Here is a 17,063-nt window from a genome sequence, read left to right as displayed (position 1 = left end):
TCTGAAATTTTAGGTTTCAGACGGCCTTTTTTTCTGAAAACACTTGAATTTGGGCTATCTGAAACGATATGCTTCATCTATTTACCGCATAACCCCGAAAGAGAAAAAATGAGCAAAACCGTCCATTATTTGAAAGACTACGCCGCGCCAGCGTACCGTATTCTGAAAACCGACCTGCATTTCGATATTTTAGAACCGCAAACCATCGTCAAATCCAGCCTGACCGTCCAACCTGAAAGAGCAGGGGAGCCGTTGGTATTGGATGGTTCGGCAAAACTGCTGTCTGTGAAAGTAAACGGCCGGGCCGTAGATTATGTGTTGGAAGACGAAAAACTGACGATTGCCGGCGTGCCGTCTGAAAACTTTACGCTGGAAGTGGAAACCGAAATTTTGCCGGCTGAGAACAAATCGCTGATGGGTCTGTATGCTTCCGGCGGTAACCTGTTCACCCAATGCGAACCGGAAGGTTTCCGCAAAATTACCTTCTACATCGACCGTCCGGATGTCATGTCTAAATTTACCACCACGATCGTTGCAGACAAAAAACGCTATCCAGTGTTGCTGTCTAACGGCAATAAAATTGATGGCGGTGAGTTTTCAGACGGCCGTCATTGGGTGAAATGGGAAGACCCGTTTGCCAAACCTAGCTATCTTTTTGCTTTGGTGGCAGGCGATTTGGCGGTAACGGAAGATTATTTTACGACCATGAGCGGCCGTAAGGTCAAAATCGAGTTCTACACCACTGAGACAGACAAACCTAAAGTCGGTTTTGCAGTGGAATCGTTGAAAAATGCGATGAAATGGGACGAAACACGCTTCGGTTTGGAATACGACTTGGATATTTTCATGGTCGTTGCGGTGGGCGATTTCAATATGGGCGCGATGGAAAATAAAGGTTTGAATATTTTCAACACCAAGTTTGTGCTGGCCAACAGCCGTACCGCGACCGATACTGACTTTGAAGGCATCGAATCTGTGGTCGGCCACGAATATTTCCACAACTGGACAGGCAACCGAGTGACCTGCCGCGATTGGTTCCAATTGTCGCTGAAAGAAGGTTTGACCGTATTCCGTGATCAAGAGTTTTCCGGCGACCGAGCCAGCCGCGTGGTACGCCGTATCGACAATGTCCGCATGCTGCGCCTGTTCCAATTCCCTGAAGATGCGGGCCCGACTGCGCATCCTGTCCGCCCGGCCAGCTATGAGGAGATGAACAACTTCTACACCATGACTGTCTATGAAAAAGGTGCGGAAGTCGTGCGCATGTATCACACCTTGCTCGGGGAAGAGGGCTTCCAAAAAGGTATGAAGCTGTATTTCCAACGCCACGACGGTCAGGCGGTAACCTGCGATGATTTCCGTGCCGCAATGGCAGACGCAAACGGCATCAATCTCGATCAGTTTGCTTTGTGGTACAGCCAAGCCGGTACGCCGGTTTTAGATGCCCAAGGCCGTCTGAAAGATGGTGCGTTTGAATTAACCATCAAACAAACCATTCCGGCCACGCCCGATATGGCAGACAAACAGCCGATGATGATTCCGGTCAAAACCGGTTTGCTGAACGAAAAAGGCGAAGTGGTTGAGTTTGAATATCAAGGCAAACGTGTGAAAGAGGCTGTTTTGGTATTGACTGAAGCCGAGCAGACTTTTGTGTTGGGCGGCGTCGATGAGCCGGTTATCCCGTCTCTGCTGCGTGATTTCTCTGCGCCGGTTACCCTGAACTATCCGTACAGCGATCAAGAATTGGCGACTTTGCTGGCAGCAGATGAAAATGAGTTTGCACGCTGGGAAGCTGCTCAAACCTTGTACCATCGCGCCATTAACGCCAACCGTCAGGCATTGGCGGAAGGCCGTCCTTTACCGGAACACAAAGCATTGATGGACGCTTTGGCTTTGGTGGTTTCCGGTGACTTTGATCCGGCATTCCGTGCTATTTTGCTGCAAATGCCGTCTGAGACCGATGTATGGGCGGAAGAAGAAAATATTGACCCGATTCAGGTTCATCAAGCGCGTGAAGCCTTGCTCAATGCCGTTGCCGTCAAGTTCCTGCCTCAATGGCGTGAGTTGAATCGTCAAGCTGCCGAGCAAGAAAACCAGGCCGATGCCGCTGTTCGTTATGAATACAGCCCGGAATTGGCCGGCTGGCGTACTTTGCGCAATGCTTGCAGGGCATTTGTCCTTCGTGCTGATGCTGCGCATATTGAACACGTTGCGGAAAATTACGAGGCAATGGCGCAAAACATGACCCACGAATGGGGCATCTTATCCGCAATCAACAGCAATGAAAGCGAAATTCGCGATCGTTTGTTGACGCAATTTGCCGATAAATTCTCCGATGATGCTTTGGTAATGGACAAATACTTTGCCCTGATTGCTTCAAGTCGCCGCAAAGATACTTTACAGCAAGTTCAGACGGCCTTGAATCATCCTAAATTCAGCATTGAAAACCCGAATAAGGCCCGTTCTTTGTTGATCAGCTTCAGCCGTAATATTCCGCACTTCCATGCAGAAGACGGCAGCGGCTACCGCTTTATAGCCGATAAAGTGATGGAAATCGACCGCTTTAACCCGCAGGTTGCCGCCCGACTGGTACAAGCTTTCAATATCTGCAACAAATTGGAAGCCAACCGAAAAGCCGTCATGACCAAAGAATTGCAACGCATCAATGCACAAGAAGGTTTGTCCAAGGATGTGGGCGAGATTGTCGGTAAGATTTTGAATGAAAAATAAAGCTTGTCTGTTAAACTTATTGTAATCTAGCAATAAGGACAGATAGACTAAAGGCCGTCTGAAACCGATTGGTTTCAGACGGCCTTTTTATATATCAACGCTTAAATTAATTTTCGTTGAGGGTAGGGAATATGAATAAAAAAAGAGCCTGCATAAAACAGGCTCTTTTTCATACTAATCCGAAGATTAGAATTTGTGACGCAGGCCAACCAAACCAGAGATGGTTTCAACTTTGTGAGGGCCAGACTCAGCACCACGCAACCAGCCGGCAGAAACCAAAGCAGTAGTGCGTTTAGAGAAGTCGTAGTCAGCACCAACGATAACTTGGTCGTATTGAGTGCCTTTCAGTTTTTCGCCGTCAACTTTAGCTTTGAAGCCGTGAGCGTAAGAAACGCGAGGAGTTACGTTACCGGCGCGGTAAGCGGCAGTAGCGGCAACTTCGATAGTTTCAGCAGGACGGCTGTCCAAGCCAGCAGCAGTACCGAATACTACGTTAGAAGCGTTAGTACCGGCAGCACGCATAGCAGAAGTTACAACACCGTTAGATTGGGCTTCAGCGTAGTCACCCAAAGTTTCCCAGTTTTTAGCGTATTGACCGGCTACAGATACGAACAGGTTGTTAGCATCGTAACCACCTACCAAGCGGTGTACGTGACCGTCTTTTTCAGAAACGGCGTTTTTACGGAAACCACCGGCGTATTGACCGAAGAAGCCAGAGTTTTCGTAGTTCAGGCCAGCGTAGTAAGTGTCACGGGTAGCGTCGTTGTGAGTGTATTTGTCAGAAGGGTTAGCATTGTCGCGAGGAGTGTATTGTACGCTTGCGCTGAAGCCTGAGAATACAGGGCTGTCGTAACGTACAGAAACTGCACGTTCGTCAACACGGGTAAATACAGACATATTCAAAGCGCCGTTGCTGCTTTCCCATTGGTCAACATTATCGCTAGTATTTTTAACAGTAGAGTCCAGTTTACCGGCACGAACTTTACCGAAACCACCTTCCAAACCGATGAAAGATTCGCGAGAAGCCCACTCTTTGTCGCCACCGGCGATAGAAGTGTTTTGTTCAACTTGCCAGATGGCATTCAGGTTGTTACCCAAGTGTTCGTGGCCTTTGAAGCCGATACGTGAGCCGAAGTCGGCGATTTCAGTAGCAGTTTTAGAGCTTTTCTCGTGGCCCAGTTTAGCAGCAGTTTGTTCACCCAATTTTACTTTGGATACTTCAACGCCAGCTTTAATTTGACCGTACAGAGTTACGTCAGCCATAGCTGCAACAGGCAGAGCCGCCAGAGTCAGGGCAATCAGTGATTTTTTCATTGCTGTTTTCCTTTTTTAAGTGTGAAGAAGCGAGTATTCGTCCTTCTTATTACGATATCGTTCTCTTTCAACGATTCCATGACCATAATATAAAGGTTATGGCGTAGGAAAACAAATTTTCCTCTTGTTTTGAGTGATTTTTGCAGGGAAACGTTGTTTTTTACAGACAGGGTGGAAGCAAGGCGGTCTTTTATTTTGTAATGTGTTTTCTAAAAGGGAATTTTGGGATGGCTATAAAATATGGGGTATATAAAATTGGGTTGTGAATATTGTTTATCGTGTTTTCAGACGGCCTTGGTAATTGGAATTTATCGTGTATTGGGTTTGCAAATATATAAAAAACCTGCCTGATTGCTCGGGCAGGTTTTATTTGATTGAAAGACAGATTAGTTTTTGTCTTGGTCAACCAGTTTGTTTTTGGCAATCCAAGGCATCATGGAACGCAGTTGAGCGCCGACTTTTTCAATTTGGTGGTCGGCGGTCAGACGGCGGCGGGCTGTCATGCTGGCGTAGTTGACGGCACCTTCTTGGATAAACATTTTAGCGTATTCGCCAGTTTGGATGCGTTTAAGAGCATTGCGCATGGCTTCGCGGGATTTGTCGTTGATGACTTCGACGCCGGTTACGTATTCGCCGTACTCTGCATTGTTGGAAATGGAGTAGTTCATGTTGGCGATACCGCCTTCGTAAATCAGGTCAACGATGAGCTTCATTTCGTGCAGGCATTCGAAGTAGGCCATTTCTGGGGCATAGCCTGCTTCAGTCAGGGTTTCGAAGCCGGTTTTGATCAATTCGACCACGCCGCCGCACAATACGGCTTGTTCGCCGAAGAGGTCGGTTTCGGTTTCTTCGCGGAAGTTGGTTTCGATTACGCCGCCTTTGGTGCCGCCGTTGGCTGCTGCGTAAGACAGGGCGATGTCGCGTGCTTTGCCGCTTTTATCTTGGTAAACGGCGATCAGGGAAGGTACGCCGCCGCCTTTCAGGAACTCGCTGCGTACGGTGTGGCCTGGGCCTTTAGGGGCAACCATGATAACGTCGAGGTCGGCGCGGGGTACGATTTGGTTGTAGTGTACGTTGAAGCCGTGAGCGAATGCCAATACTGCGCCTTCTTTCAAGTTCGGCTCGATTTCGTTTTTGTATACGATAGGTTGGTTTTCGTCAGGCAGCAGAATCATCACAACGTCGGCTGCTTTGGTTGCTTCGGCAACGGTGCGCACGTCGTGGCCGGCTGCTTCGGCTTTTTTCCAAGAGCCGCCTTGGCGCAGACCGATGACGACATTTACGCCGGAGTCTTTCAGGTTTGCTGCGTGTGCGTGACCTTGTGAGCCATAACCGATGATGGCAACGGTTTTGCCTTTAATCAGAGAAAGGTCAGCGTCTTTATCGTAATAAACTTGCATTTTATTTCCTTAGTGTAAGAGGGTTCCGGACAATCCGGGTTGAGTTAAAAGTAATAGGGGGTTAAGCGGGGACTTGGTTCATCAAGACGATTTCCAATGCTTCGGTTTTTCCTTCGATGGATTTGACGAAGTTTTGGAAATGTTCGCTGGCATTGTGTTCGTCAATAGCTGCTTGGGATTTCCAATTTTCTACGAATACGAAACGGTTGGGTTTGCCGATTTCTTGGTGCAGGTCGTAGCTGATGTTGCCTTCTTCTGCACGGCTGGCTTTGACCAATTCTTTAAATTGGGCAGCCAGAGCCTCGGTGTATTCGGGTTTGACGGTAACTAATGCAACGATTTGGATGCTTGACATGTTTGTCTCCTGCTGTTTTCAGACGGCCTTGGTTGAAAGTAACAGGCCGTCTGAACGATACAGCGTTAAATTTTCAAAATACGCTCGCCGCGGCCGATGCCGGCTGCGCCTGTACGTACGGTTTCCAAAATTTGAGCACGACCGACTGTTTCGAGGAAAGAGTCGAGTTTTTCGGTAGAACCTGTGATTTCGATGGTATAGCTGCGGTCTGTTACGTCAATAACGCTGCCGCGGTAGATTTCGGTCAATCGCAGGAATTCGTCGCGGTCTTTGCCGACGGCGCGGACTTTTACCAACATCAGTTCGCGTTCGACAAAACGGCTTTCGTTCAAGTCAACCACTTTGACAACTTCAATCAGTTTGTTGAGTTGTTTGGTGATTTGCTCGATGACGTGCTCATCGCCGTGGGTGACAATGGTCATACGGGACAAGGTTTTGTCTTCGGTTGGGGCTACGGCCAGGGAATCGATGTTGTAATCGCGTGCGGAGAATAAACCTACCACACGGCTCATCGCACCTGATTCATTTTCCATCAGAATAGATAAGATATGTCGCATTTCTTTCTCCTTACGCTTTTGCAATATCGCGCATATGCGGCGGCAGAACCATTTCATCCAAACCTTTGCCGTTGCCGACCATAGGCAGTACGTTTTGTTTCTTGTCTGTCAAGAAGTCGAGGAATACCAAACGGTCTTTTTGGTTTAATGCTTCCAACAGGGCGCCTTCGACGTCGGATTTTTTGTCCACACGGATGCCGATATGGCCGTAGGATTCGGCCAGTTTGACAAAGTCGGGCAATGAATCGAAATAGGTTTCCGATTCGCGGTTGCCATAATACAGCTCCTGCCATTGGCGAACCATACCCAAATAGCCATTGTTTAATGTAACGACATTGATGGGGACATTATATTGGAAGCAGGTGGACAGCTCTTGGATATTCATTTGAATAGAGCCTTCGCCTGTGATACAGAAGACGTCTTGCTCCGGAGCCGCCAGTTTGGCACCGAGGGCGTAAGGCAGGCCTACACCCATCGTACCCAAGCCGCCGGAATTGAGCCATTGGCGGGGACGCTCGAATGGATAATATTGAGCGGCAAACATTTGGTGTTGGCCAACGTCGGAAGTAATAATGGCTGAGTTTTTGGTAATTTCTGCCAGTTTTTGAACAACGTATTGCGGTTTGATGATTTCGCTGTCGTTTTCAAACCACAGGCAGTTGTGCGAACGCCATTCTTCGATGGTTTTCCACCATTTGTCCAATGAGTCGGTTGAAGGCGCAGTTTCTTGTTTGCCCCATAGATGAGTCATTTCAGTCAATACGTTTTTGACATCGCCGACAATCGGGATGTCCACTTTAACGCGTTTGGCAATGCTGGACGGGTCGATGTCGATATGGATGATTTTTTTGGGTTTGTCCAAGAATTTTGACGGTACGGAAACCACGCGGTCGTCAAAGCGCGCGCCGATTGCCAAAACGACGTCTGCATTTTGCATCGCCAAATTGGCCTCGTAAGTGCCGTGCATGCCCAACATGCCCAAGAATTGGCGGTCGCTGGAAGGGTAGGCGCCCAAGCCCATTAATGTGCCGGTACAGGGTACGCCGGTCATGCGGACAAATTGGGTCAGTTCATCGGAGGCATTGCCCAATACCACGCCGCCGCCGAAGTAAACGATGGGGCGTTTGGCAGAAGCCAGCATTTGTACGGCTTTTTTAATTTGGCCGATGTGGCCTTGTACAACCGGTTGGTAGGAGCGGATGAAGATGTCTTCTTGTGGATAGCTGAATTTGGCCATCGCTTGGGTTACGTCTTTAGGAATATCGACGACAACGGGGCCCGGACGGCCGCTGGCGGCAATTTGGAAGGCTTTTTTAATCGTATCAGCCAGCTCGCCAATATTGGTAACCAGGAAGTTGTGTTTGACACAAGGGCGGGTAATGCCGACCGTATCCACTTCTTGGAACGCATCTGTACCGATGAGGGAATTGCCCACTTGGCCGCTGATGACGACCAGGGGGATAGAATCGCTGTACGCAGTGGCAATACCGGTCAATGCGTTGGTTACGCCCGGGCCGGAAGTTACCAAGGCCACACCGACTTTGCCGCTGACGCGGGCATAGGCATCTGCCGCATGTACGGCTGCCTGCTCATGGCGGGTCAGAATGTGCTTGAATTTGTTGAGTTGGAAAATGGCATCGTAGATTTCGATAACCGCACCACCGGGATAGCCGAATACGTATTCAACACCTTCGGCTTTAAGACTTTGCACGACGATTTGTGCGCCTGATAATTGCATATTGACCTCTTTTATGCGGTTTCTAACCAATAGGAACAATCCGCCTCACCACAGCACCTGTAATGCAATTCCGCCAAGCAGCGATTTAGGGTACGCGCATTGAGGGAATACGGCGACAGTCAGACTGTCCAAACAATTGGAAAGGAACACAGAGTTTGTGAAAAAGAGTAGAAAAGATAACGCAAACCGACTGTTCAATCAAGATAAAATCTTTCATCTTTTAACATTTGAAACGGGAAAATAGATTGAAGGTTGATTTTAAAGAAATAAAAAAACAGTTTTATTGATCTTGGTGTGGATGGATTGTTGACAGTTTGAGTAAGGAGAAGGTTTTTGCAAATGACGAATTGCAAAAAACCTCTTGACTGAATCAAGAGGTTTTTTAAATTTGGTGCCCAGGGTCGGACTCGAACCGACACACCTTGCGGCGGGGGATTTTGAGTCCCCTGCGTCTACCAATTTCGCCACCTGGGCTAGCGAAGAAGTCGTTATTATAGCGAGTTCTCGAATCTTGTAAAGCGGTATTTGAAAAAAAATTGAATTATTTTTATATTTATTTGATTTTTAATGAATTAAACTTTTTGAGTTTAATGCCTGTCCAAATGGAAGGCAGGTTTTTAAAACAAAAAAACGGTATTTATCTACAAAAGGGCTACTTTTAATGTGTCAAACGCGTTAATATGAAGATGTTTTGTTTTTAGACTGGCCGGGTGGTTGTTTGGCCTTATTTATTTGAAACGGTTTTGGAGAAAATTTATGCTTTCCGTTACACGAACTTTCTTACTCAGTGCTATTGCGTTGGCCACCCTGGCTGCTTGTCAGCCTAAAGAGGAAGCCAAAGAGGCTTCTTCGGCGCCTGCCGCTTCTGCCGCACCGGCCGCTTCCGGTGAATCTACTGCCAAAGCGCAAGCGCGTGGTACCGATATGCGCAAAGAAGACATTGGCGGCGATTTTACGTTGACCGATGGCGACGGCAAACCTTTCAGCCTGAGTGATTTGAAAGGCAAAGTGGTTATCCTGTCTTTCGGTTATACCCACTGTCCTGACGTGTGCCCGACCGAGTTGCTGACTTACAGCGACACTTTGAAACAATTGGGCGACCAGGCTAAAGACGTGAAAGTGGTATTCGTCAGCATCGACCCTGAGCGCGATACGCCTGAAGTAATCGGCAAATACGCCAAACAGTTCAACCCTGATTTTATCGGCCTGACGGCCACCGGCGATCAAAGCCTGCCTGTCATCAAACAGCAATACCGCGTGGTATCGGCTAAAGTGAACCAAAAAGAAGACAGCGAAAACTATTTGGTCGACCACTCTTCAGGTGCATATTTGATTGATAAAAACGGTGAAGTGGCGATTTTCTCGCCTTACGGCAGCGAGCCTGAAACGATTGCAGCCGATGTGAAAACTTTATTGTAAAACCGTAGTTGAGGTCGTCTGAAATGGGTTGTGGATTTCAGACGGCCTTCTTGCTTTTGATACGGCAAAGGAAAAGAAAAAATGACCGACACACTTTTAACGATTGCTTTATCCAAAGGACGGATTTTTGAGGAAACCCTGCCGCTGTTGGCCGCCGCCGGTATTGTGCCTGCAGAAGAGCCGGAAAAATCGCGCAAGCTGATTATTGGCACGAATCATGACAACATCCGTTTGGTGATTGTGCGTGCGACCGATGTGCCGACTTATGTGCAATATGGTGCGGCGGACTTCGGCATTGCCGGGAAGGATGTGCTGATCGAGCATGGCGGAGATGGCCTGTATCAACCTTTGGATTTGCACATTGCTTCATGCCGCATGATGGTTGCAGTTAAAAAAGGTTTTGATTATGCCGCTGCTTCCCAACCCGGCAGCCGCTTGCGGATTGCCACCAAATATCCCGACATCGCCGCCGAACATTTTGCCGACAAAGGTGTGCATGTGGACATCATCAAACTGTACGGCTCGATGGAGCTTGCGCCTTTGGTCGGTTTGAGCGACGCGATTGTTGATTTGGTTTCCAGCGGCAATACGTTGAAGGCCAATGGTTTGGAAGCTGTAGAACATGTGGCTGATATTTCCAGCCGCTTGGTGGTCAACAAGGCGGCATTGAAAACCAAATATGCGCTGTTGAATCCGATTATTCAGGCATTTGAAAATGCCGCTAAGGCCGTCTGAAAATTTTGGATAGATATTGCAAACCTGTTTGCCAACCCAGTTTGAAAGCCCCGTCATGATGCAAAGCAAGCCGACACTCGATACGATTCTTTCCCATCGCTCCATCCGCAGGTTTACTTCCGAGCCGATTACCGATGAAATCCTCGATACGCTGGTGCGCGCCGGGCAGCAGGCTTCGACTTCCAACAACCTGCAATGCGTTTCCATCATCCGCGTATCCGACCTTGCGCTGAGACAGGGGATACATGAAGCGGCTGGAAGCGCACCTTATATTGTCCATTGTGCGGAATTTTTATTGTTTTGCATCGATTTTTCCAAACACAAGGCAATGTTTCCCGATGTACAAATTGATTGGGCGGAAGTCACCCTGATTGGCGCGGTCGATGCAGGCATTATGGCGCAAAACGTATTGCTTGCCGCCGAATCGCTTGGGCTGGGCGGCGTGTATATCGGCGCATTGCGCAATAATGCGCAAAAAGTATCGGACGTATTGAACCTGCCGGATTATTGCGTGCCTTTGGTGGGGCTCTGCCTCGGTTATCCTGACCAAGACCCGCCGTTCAAACCGCGCCTGCCGAAGGAAATGGTGTACGCCGAAAACGCCTGTCCAAGCCTGAATGCCGATGCGGTTGAAACCTATAATCAGGCAGTAGCGGATTATTATGAGTTACGCAAGGGTAGTCCGATACCTTGGAAGGAATCGCTGGCCAAAACCTTGGGCAATCCTGTGCGGCCGCATATGTTGGCGTTTTTGCAGAAAAAAGGTTTTTTGAAAAGATAATGTTCAGACGGCCTGTGTGTGGCTGAGGCCGTCTGAAAACAATAGGAATAAAACAAAGAAGAAAGCAAACCATGAAGAAACTCGACACCCAATTCCCTGATTTTCAAGCCGAACTCAAAGCGTTACTTGCTTTTGAAACCGCGCAAAATCCTGAAATAGACCGTATTGTCGCCGACATCTGCGCCGATGTTCAAAAACGCGGCGATGCGGCGCTGATTGAATACACCAACCGCTTTGACGGTACATCCGCTCAAACCATCGACGATTTAATCCTGACGCAAGACGATTTGCAGTCTGCGTTTGAGCGTTTGCCTGAAAACATTCAGATAGCCTTGAAAACGGCCGCGAGACGGGTGGAAAGCTACCATAAACACCAAAAAATGGAGTCGTGGACTTACGAAGACGAAGACGGCACGCTTTTGGGCCAACAGATTACGCCGCTTGACCGTGTCGGTATTTATGTTCCGGGCGGTAAAGCCGCTTATCCGAGTTCCGTCATCATGAACGCCATGCCTGCCCACGTTGCCGGCGTGAAAGAAATCATCATGGTCGTTCCCACTCCGAAAGGCGAGCGCAACGATATTGTGTTGGCGGCTGCTTTTGTGGCCGGTGTAACCAAAGTGTTTACGGTCGGCGGCGCGCAGGCGGTTGCGGCTTTGGCTTATGGTACGGAATCGGTGCCTCAAGTCGATAAGATTACCGGCCCGGGCAATGCTTTTGTCGCTGCGGCCAAGCGACGCGTGTTCGGCGTGGTCGGCATCGATATGGTGGCAGGGCCGTCTGAAATTTTGGTGATTGCCGATGGTACGACGCCTGCCGATTGGGTGGCCATGGATTTGTTCAGTCAGGCGGAACACGATGAAATTGCACAAGCGATTTTGATCGGTACTTCCCAAGCGTATTTGGACGAAGTTCAGACGGCCATGAACCGCCTGATTGAAACCATGCCGCGCCGTGCGATTATTGAAGCTTCATTGGGTAACCGCGGCGCAATGATTTTGGCTAAAGACTTGGACGAAGCCTGCGAAATCGCCAACTATATTTCTCCCGAACACTTGGAATTGTCGGTTGAGAATCCGCAAGAGTGGGCGAAAAAAATCCGCCACGCCGGCGCGATTTTCATGGGACGTTATACCAGTGAAAGCTTGGGCGACTATTGCGCAGGCCCTAACCACGTTTTACCGACCAGCCGCACGGCGCGTTTCTCTTCTCCTTTGGGAACGTATGATTTCCAAAAACGCTCCAGTTTGATTCAGGTTTCGGAACAAGGTGTGCAGAAGTTGGGCAAAACCGCCAGCGTGTTGGCGCATGGCGAAAGTTTGACTGCGCACGCCAGGGCGGCTGAGTTCCGTTTGAAAGACAATCCGTAAGAAACCAAAAAGGGCATCTAAACAGATGCCCTTTTTATTGTGATGAAGGTTTGGCCGATAAGGCATCAGGCCGTCTGAAAACAGGTTTAACGGTTTTTCAGCCAGTCATTACGCATTTGTGCGGCTTCTTCAAAATAGCGGTAAAGCTCGGTTTTGTTGCCGTCTGAAAGGAGCTGTTCCAATTTGGATAATTGTTCTTTCAAGTCGCCGGTCAGCTTGAGCAGGGCAGGGCGGTTGGCCAGGCAGATGTCTGTCCAGACGGCAGGGTGGCTGGAGGCAATGCGGGTAAAGTCGCGAAAGCCGGTGGCGGCATAAGGGAGATAGTCTTTGCCGTGCGGATGGTCGAACAAAGCGTGGACGTAGGCAAAGGCGGTCAAGTGAGGCAAGTGGGAAACGGCGGCAAAAATATTGTCATGTTCTTCGGCACTCATGGTGAAAATCTGCGAACCAACCGCCTGCCACAGGCTTTTCAACCGTCTTAGGCCGTCTGAAGCCTCTTGGCCGTGCAAGGTAATGATCAGGCGGCTGTTTTGAAACAAACCGCAACGAGCGGATTTTGCACCGCTTTGATCCGAACCGGCAATCGGGTGGGCGGCAAAACATTGCGGCAGGCGCTCGGACAAGTGGGTGCGGAAGGCATCGAGTGCCGATTGTTTGGTGCTGCCGACATCGGAAACGCAGGCAGTGTCTTTTAAGAGGGGCTTGATGTCGCGGCATACGTCAGGCAGGACGGAGACCGGCGTGGCAATCAAAACCAAATCGGCATGGCCGATGCTTTCAGCGCAAATATTCGGGTAGGCATGGTCGATGATGCCGCAGTCGAGCGCGTAATTGAGGTTGTCGGCATTGGTGTCGATGCCGGTAACGCTTTGCACCAGCCCCAAGCGTTTGAGGTCGAGCATGAACGAACCGCCGATTAAACCGACGCCGATAAGGGTGATATGGGGGAAAAAGGCGGAAGTGTTCATGGTTTGCATCCGGTTTTAAATGGAAAAGCTTATTTTAATCTGTCATCGAGGCCGTCTGAAAGATGAAATCAAGGTTTCAGACGGCCTTTTTTAGGGTCGATTTTTCATGATTTAGGCATAGAAAAATCCGTTTAGTAGGATCATGTAACCGATTATCAGATTTTCATACACTAAAATAATCATCTGAATTAGTATAACGTCTTAAAGTAAGTAATTGGTATTTTAAAGTAAATTATTACATCATATTTTATTCTGATTGGTATCGGATAAAGTAATTCACTCAGAAAGAAGGAATTTATGAGTTTTTCACAAACCGAATTAGTCAATGCAATGCATTTGCTTTCCACCCGTCTGCCTCAATTTCCCGAGCAGCAAAACCAAGTATCCCGCATGTTGCGCATTGTAACCGAACGTTTGAGCAGCCATTTGAATGAAAACCTGAAAGCGTTCGGCATCAATGAAAACCTGTGGTTTTCCCTGATGGCGGTTTACGTCAGCCCAAACAGCGAAATCCTGCCTTCGCGCTTGAGCGACCTGATGGACTTGACGCGCACCAGTGCCACACGCCTGTCGGACGATATGGTTGAGCGCGGCTGGGTAGAGCGCTATATCAATCAAAAAGACCGCCGTCAGATTGTGCTAAAATTGACCCCTTCGGGTGAGACCTTCATCCACGAAGTATGGCCGCAAATTGCCCGTCAGAGCGGCCAAGCGTGGGAAGATTTCACGAAAGAGGATTATGATACGCTGCAACACCTGTTGGGTAAACTGTTGAACCGTTTGGGCAATTGACAACAGACGGCCTGATGGTCTGCGGCAGGCACACATAAACGGAGTCTGTATGAAATTAGGTTTGGTCAAATCAAGCGTATGCGTTGTCGCTGTTTCGCTGTTGGCGGCATGTGCGCCTTTCGGCAAACAGTCGCCTTTGGATGAGACAACAGCCTATCCGCTGCCGCAAGGCCAATCTGCCGCTGCTGCCCAAGACGGCTGGTGGATGAAGCTGAAAGATGAAAAATTAAACAATTTGATTGCTTCCGCCATTCAGACGTCTACCAATCTGCGTGTCGTCAAAGCAAGGTTTGAGCAGGCTCAGGCGCAGCTGGGAGTTGTAGGGGCCGCAAACAAACCGCAAGTCGGCTTGGGCGTTACAGGTCTGGGTGCTTATGTTTCACCCAAGCCTCAGGCTGGTATGGTCGATACCGACCATACATTGGTTTTGGCGAACGCAGCCTTGCAAGGCAGCTTGGTTTTTGACTTTTGGGGTAAAAACCGAGAGCAGATTCAAGCTGTTTTGGGAAAAAGCCGGGCGGCGGTGTATGAGGCGCAGCACATCCGCACTGAGCTGGCTCACGCCGTTGCCGCCCAATATTTTGCGTGGCAGATGGCGACAGAACAACTGGCGCTGCTGGATACGCGCATAGAGTTGGCGGATAAAGCATTGAAACTGATGCAACAACGCGTTAAAGCGCAGCTGGCTCCTGCCGATGCATTGCACGCTCTGGAAATGGCGCAACAACAATTGCAGCTTGAAAAATCGGCATGGACTCAGAAAAACGAGAAAATCCGCAACAGTCTGGCAGTATTGACCGGCCGTGTACCGGGTGCACTGAATGGACAGGTTCCGGAAAAAATGGCCGCTGTGCCGTCATTGCCGGTTAGCCGTATTGAAGCGGACTTGCTGGCGGCCCGCCCCGATATCGCGGCACAAAAAGCCTTGCTTGAAGAGAAATGGCATATCGTCAAATCAACCGAAGCAGAGTTTTATCCGAATATTGAGTTGAAAGTTTTGGCAGGCATGACGCATATTGATGCGTTCAATCTGATTCGCGGACGGACATCCGGTATGTTGGGCATTGTTCCAGCTTTGAATCTGCCATTGTTCACCTCCGGCGCGCTGCAATCCAAATTGGCAGGCAAACGCGCCCAATATAATGAGCAGGTTGCCATGTACGACCAAACTGTTTTGAACGCCATGCGTGCGGCGGCAGATGCCGTCGTGGACTATCAAAGCCTGAAAAGCCGACAAGATACTTGGAGCAAGATGGTCAATATTGCAGATAAATCTGTACAAAATGCGAAAGGACGTGTTCGTGCAGGTTTGGATAACGGCTTAACTGCTTTGCAAAAACAAGACGAAGCTGTGCGTACGAAAATGTCGGCAGTCCAATACCATGCAGAATATCTGACAGCTTGGAGTAACCTCAATGCCCAGTTGGGCGGAGGTTTTAGATTAAATAAGAAATAAACGTTTGATTAAAACGGAAGGCCGTCTGAAAGTGATTTCAGACGGCCTTTTGCTTACCTTATTTACATTTGCTACCGGAAGAAATTATTGTAATGAATAGAGTGTAACTATAGAATATAACCCTTTAGCGCGTTAAATGCGCGTATTGGGTTGAGGGTGGAGCCAGCAGCCTGGGGTAAGACAATAATATCGTTATCACATGTACAGAATTAAAGTTGGGACTTATGGATACTCAATCAGAAAAAAATAATGTCCAAAATGAAACGGAAGTGGCCGCTTCCGGCGCAAAAACGCATCGCAAACGCAATTTGGTTATCGTTACACTCTTATTTCTTATTACGGCAGCCGCAGTTGCTTTGGCGTATTTTCTGTTTTGGCAGCATGAAGAAGAAACGGAAGATGCTTATGTGGCCGGTCATTTGGTGATGATTACGCCGCAGGTGAACGGCACGGTGCGCAAAGTCATGTATGACGATACGGACGTCGTGAAAAAAGGCGATGTGTTGGTGGCTTTGGACGACAGCGATTTTCAGCTGGCATACGATCGCGCACAAAATGAGTTGATTCAGGCCATCCGTCAAAACAAGCAGCAAACTGCGGTTAATTCAAAAGCCAAAGCGCAAGTATTGTTGCGCAAAGCCGATCTGGCCCGTGCGCAAGCCGATTTGCGCCGCCGCGAATCTTTGGCGGGTACGGAAGCGGTTTCCGGCGAAGAACTCAGCCATGCCCGCGCCGCTGTGGTTCAGGCTCAGGCTGCATTGAAAGCGGTTGAGGCGGAAGAAGTTTCTGCTCAGGCAGCATTGGGCAGCAATATTCCGCTGCGCCAACAACCGGCAGTTCAGACGGCCATCAGCCACATCAAAGACGCTTGGCTGAATCTGCAACGTACGCAAATCCGTTCGCCAATCAGCGGCCAAATTGCCAAACGCAATGTCCAAGTCGGCCAACGTATCGCGCAAGGTACGCCGATGATGGCTGTTGTACCTCTGTCTGAATTGTGGGTGGATGCCAACTTTAAAGAATCGCAACTGCGCAAAATGAAAATCGGCCAGCCTGTTGAAATGACAGCCGATTTGTACGGCAGTAAAGTGGTTTACCATGGCAAGGTCATGGGCTTGTCGGCCGGTACGGGCAGTGCGTTCTCATTGTTGCCGGCGCAAAATGCAACGGGCAACTGGATTAAAGTCGTACAACGCGTGCCGGTGCGCATCAGTTTGGATGCCAAAGAATTGCAAAAAAATCCGCTCCGTGTCGGTTTGTCGATGACTGTTAAAGTCGATGTTGCCGAGAAGGGCAGCGGTAAAGCCATGACTGCCGAAGCAGAACGAAATACTGCGCTGCCGGAAACGGAAAGTGTGGATTGGAAAGCCGCCGATGCTTTAGTCGATAAAATCTTCGAGCAATATGCAAAATAATCTTTTCAGACGGTCTGGGTCTTTTATTGAAGG

14 protein-coding genes and 1 tRNA gene are annotated in these 17,063 nt (G+C 49.0%); 8 read left to right on the top strand and 7 right to left on the bottom strand.

Going from position 1 to position 17,063, the window contains the following annotated elements:
• The first annotated feature begins 108 nt into the window (after positions 1–108).
• Positions 109–2,730, top strand: coding sequence for an aminopeptidase N (gene pepN, locus BBP27_RS06815; protein WP_188211767.1), 2,622 nt, complete (start codon positions 109–111; stop codon positions 2,728–2,730).
• A 186-nt stretch (positions 2,731–2,916) separates the two neighbouring features.
• Here the strand turns inward: pepN and porB are convergent, their stop codons facing one another.
• From porB to BBP27_RS06785, 6 genes are all read right to left on the bottom strand, one after another.
• Positions 2,917–4,044 (bottom strand): trimeric porin PorB, encoded by a 1,128-nt coding sequence (gene porB / locus BBP27_RS06810; RefSeq protein WP_107724250.1) that lies wholly within the window; start codon positions 4,042–4,044, stop codon positions 2,917–2,919.
• A 386-nt stretch (positions 4,045–4,430) separates the two neighbouring features.
• Positions 4,431–5,444, bottom strand: coding sequence for a ketol-acid reductoisomerase (gene ilvC / locus BBP27_RS06805; protein ID WP_004521030.1), 1,014 nt, complete (start codon positions 5,442–5,444; stop codon positions 4,431–4,433).
• 61 nt (positions 5,445–5,505) lie between these two features.
• Complete coding sequence (locus BBP27_RS06800; protein WP_107857323.1) at positions 5,506–5,799, bottom strand: putative quinol monooxygenase; 294 nt, start codon at positions 5,797–5,799, stop codon at positions 5,506–5,508.
• A 65-nt stretch (positions 5,800–5,864) separates the two neighbouring features.
• A complete protein-coding gene (gene ilvN / locus BBP27_RS06795) occupies positions 5,865–6,356 on the bottom strand; it encodes an acetolactate synthase small subunit (protein ID WP_003748480.1) in 492 nt (163 codons plus the stop codon).
• 10 nt (positions 6,357–6,366) lie between these two features.
• Complete coding sequence (gene ilvB / locus BBP27_RS06790) at positions 6,367–8,094, bottom strand: biosynthetic-type acetolactate synthase large subunit (protein ID WP_188211766.1); 1,728 nt, start codon at positions 8,092–8,094, stop codon at positions 6,367–6,369.
• 389 nt (positions 8,095–8,483) lie between these two features.
• Positions 8,484–8,568, bottom strand: a tRNA-Leu gene (locus BBP27_RS06785).
• A 282-nt stretch (positions 8,569–8,850) separates the two neighbouring features.
• Here BBP27_RS06785 and BBP27_RS06780 point away from each other — a divergent pair.
• The 4 genes from BBP27_RS06780 to hisD all read left to right on the top strand — a co-directional run bounded on the left by BBP27_RS06780 (position 8,851) and on the right by hisD (position 12,399).
• The gene (locus tag BBP27_RS06780; protein ID WP_049349096.1) at positions 8,851–9,513 is read left to right on the top strand and encodes an SCO family protein; all 663 of its coding nucleotides are present in this window, start codon (positions 8,851–8,853) and stop codon (positions 9,511–9,513) included.
• A gap of 81 nt (positions 9,514–9,594) precedes the next feature.
• Entirely contained in the window at positions 9,595–10,248 is a 654-nt protein-coding gene (gene hisG / locus BBP27_RS06775; RefSeq protein WP_150538149.1) for an ATP phosphoribosyltransferase, read from the top strand.
• Positions 10,249–10,303: 55 nt separating this feature from the next.
• A complete protein-coding gene (nfsA, locus tag BBP27_RS06770) occupies positions 10,304–11,029 on the top strand; it encodes an oxygen-insensitive NADPH nitroreductase (protein WP_188211765.1) in 726 nt (241 codons plus the stop codon).
• Between the two features lie 71 nt (positions 11,030–11,100).
• Positions 11,101–12,399: a histidinol dehydrogenase gene (hisD, locus tag BBP27_RS06765; RefSeq protein ID WP_188211764.1), complete on the top strand. Its 1,299-nt coding sequence runs from the start codon at positions 11,101–11,103 to the stop codon at positions 12,397–12,399.
• Between the two features lie 86 nt (positions 12,400–12,485).
• Here the strand turns inward: hisD and BBP27_RS06760 are convergent, their stop codons facing one another.
• A complete protein-coding gene (locus tag BBP27_RS06760; RefSeq protein ID WP_188211763.1) occupies positions 12,486–13,367 on the bottom strand; it encodes a prephenate dehydrogenase in 882 nt (293 codons plus the stop codon).
• Between the two features lie 297 nt (positions 13,368–13,664).
• On the opposite strand from BBP27_RS06760, the gene BBP27_RS06755 reads away from it, so the two are divergent.
• From BBP27_RS06755 to BBP27_RS06745, 3 genes are all read left to right on the top strand, one after another.
• Complete coding sequence (locus tag BBP27_RS06755; RefSeq protein ID WP_003748495.1) at positions 13,665–14,159, top strand: MarR family transcriptional regulator; 495 nt, start codon at positions 13,665–13,667, stop codon at positions 14,157–14,159.
• Between the two features lie 49 nt (positions 14,160–14,208).
• Positions 14,209–15,615 carry an efflux transporter outer membrane subunit gene (locus BBP27_RS06750; RefSeq protein WP_188211762.1) on the top strand — a complete coding sequence of 469 codons (1,407 nt, stop codon included), beginning with the start codon at positions 14,209–14,211 and terminating at the stop codon, positions 15,613–15,615.
• A gap of 224 nt (positions 15,616–15,839) precedes the next feature.
• Entirely contained in the window at positions 15,840–17,030 is a 1,191-nt protein-coding gene (locus BBP27_RS06745) for an HlyD family secretion protein (RefSeq protein WP_188211761.1), read from the top strand.
• The last annotated feature ends 33 nt before the right edge of the window (positions 17,031–17,063 follow it).

It is taken from the genome of Neisseria sp. RH3002v2g (genome assembly GCF_014596425.2).
Classification (GTDB): domain Bacteria; phylum Pseudomonadota; class Gammaproteobacteria; order Burkholderiales; family Neisseriaceae; genus Neisseria.
Note: the sequence above shows the minus strand (reverse complement) of the source record. Positions and strands in the feature narration are given on the sequence as shown.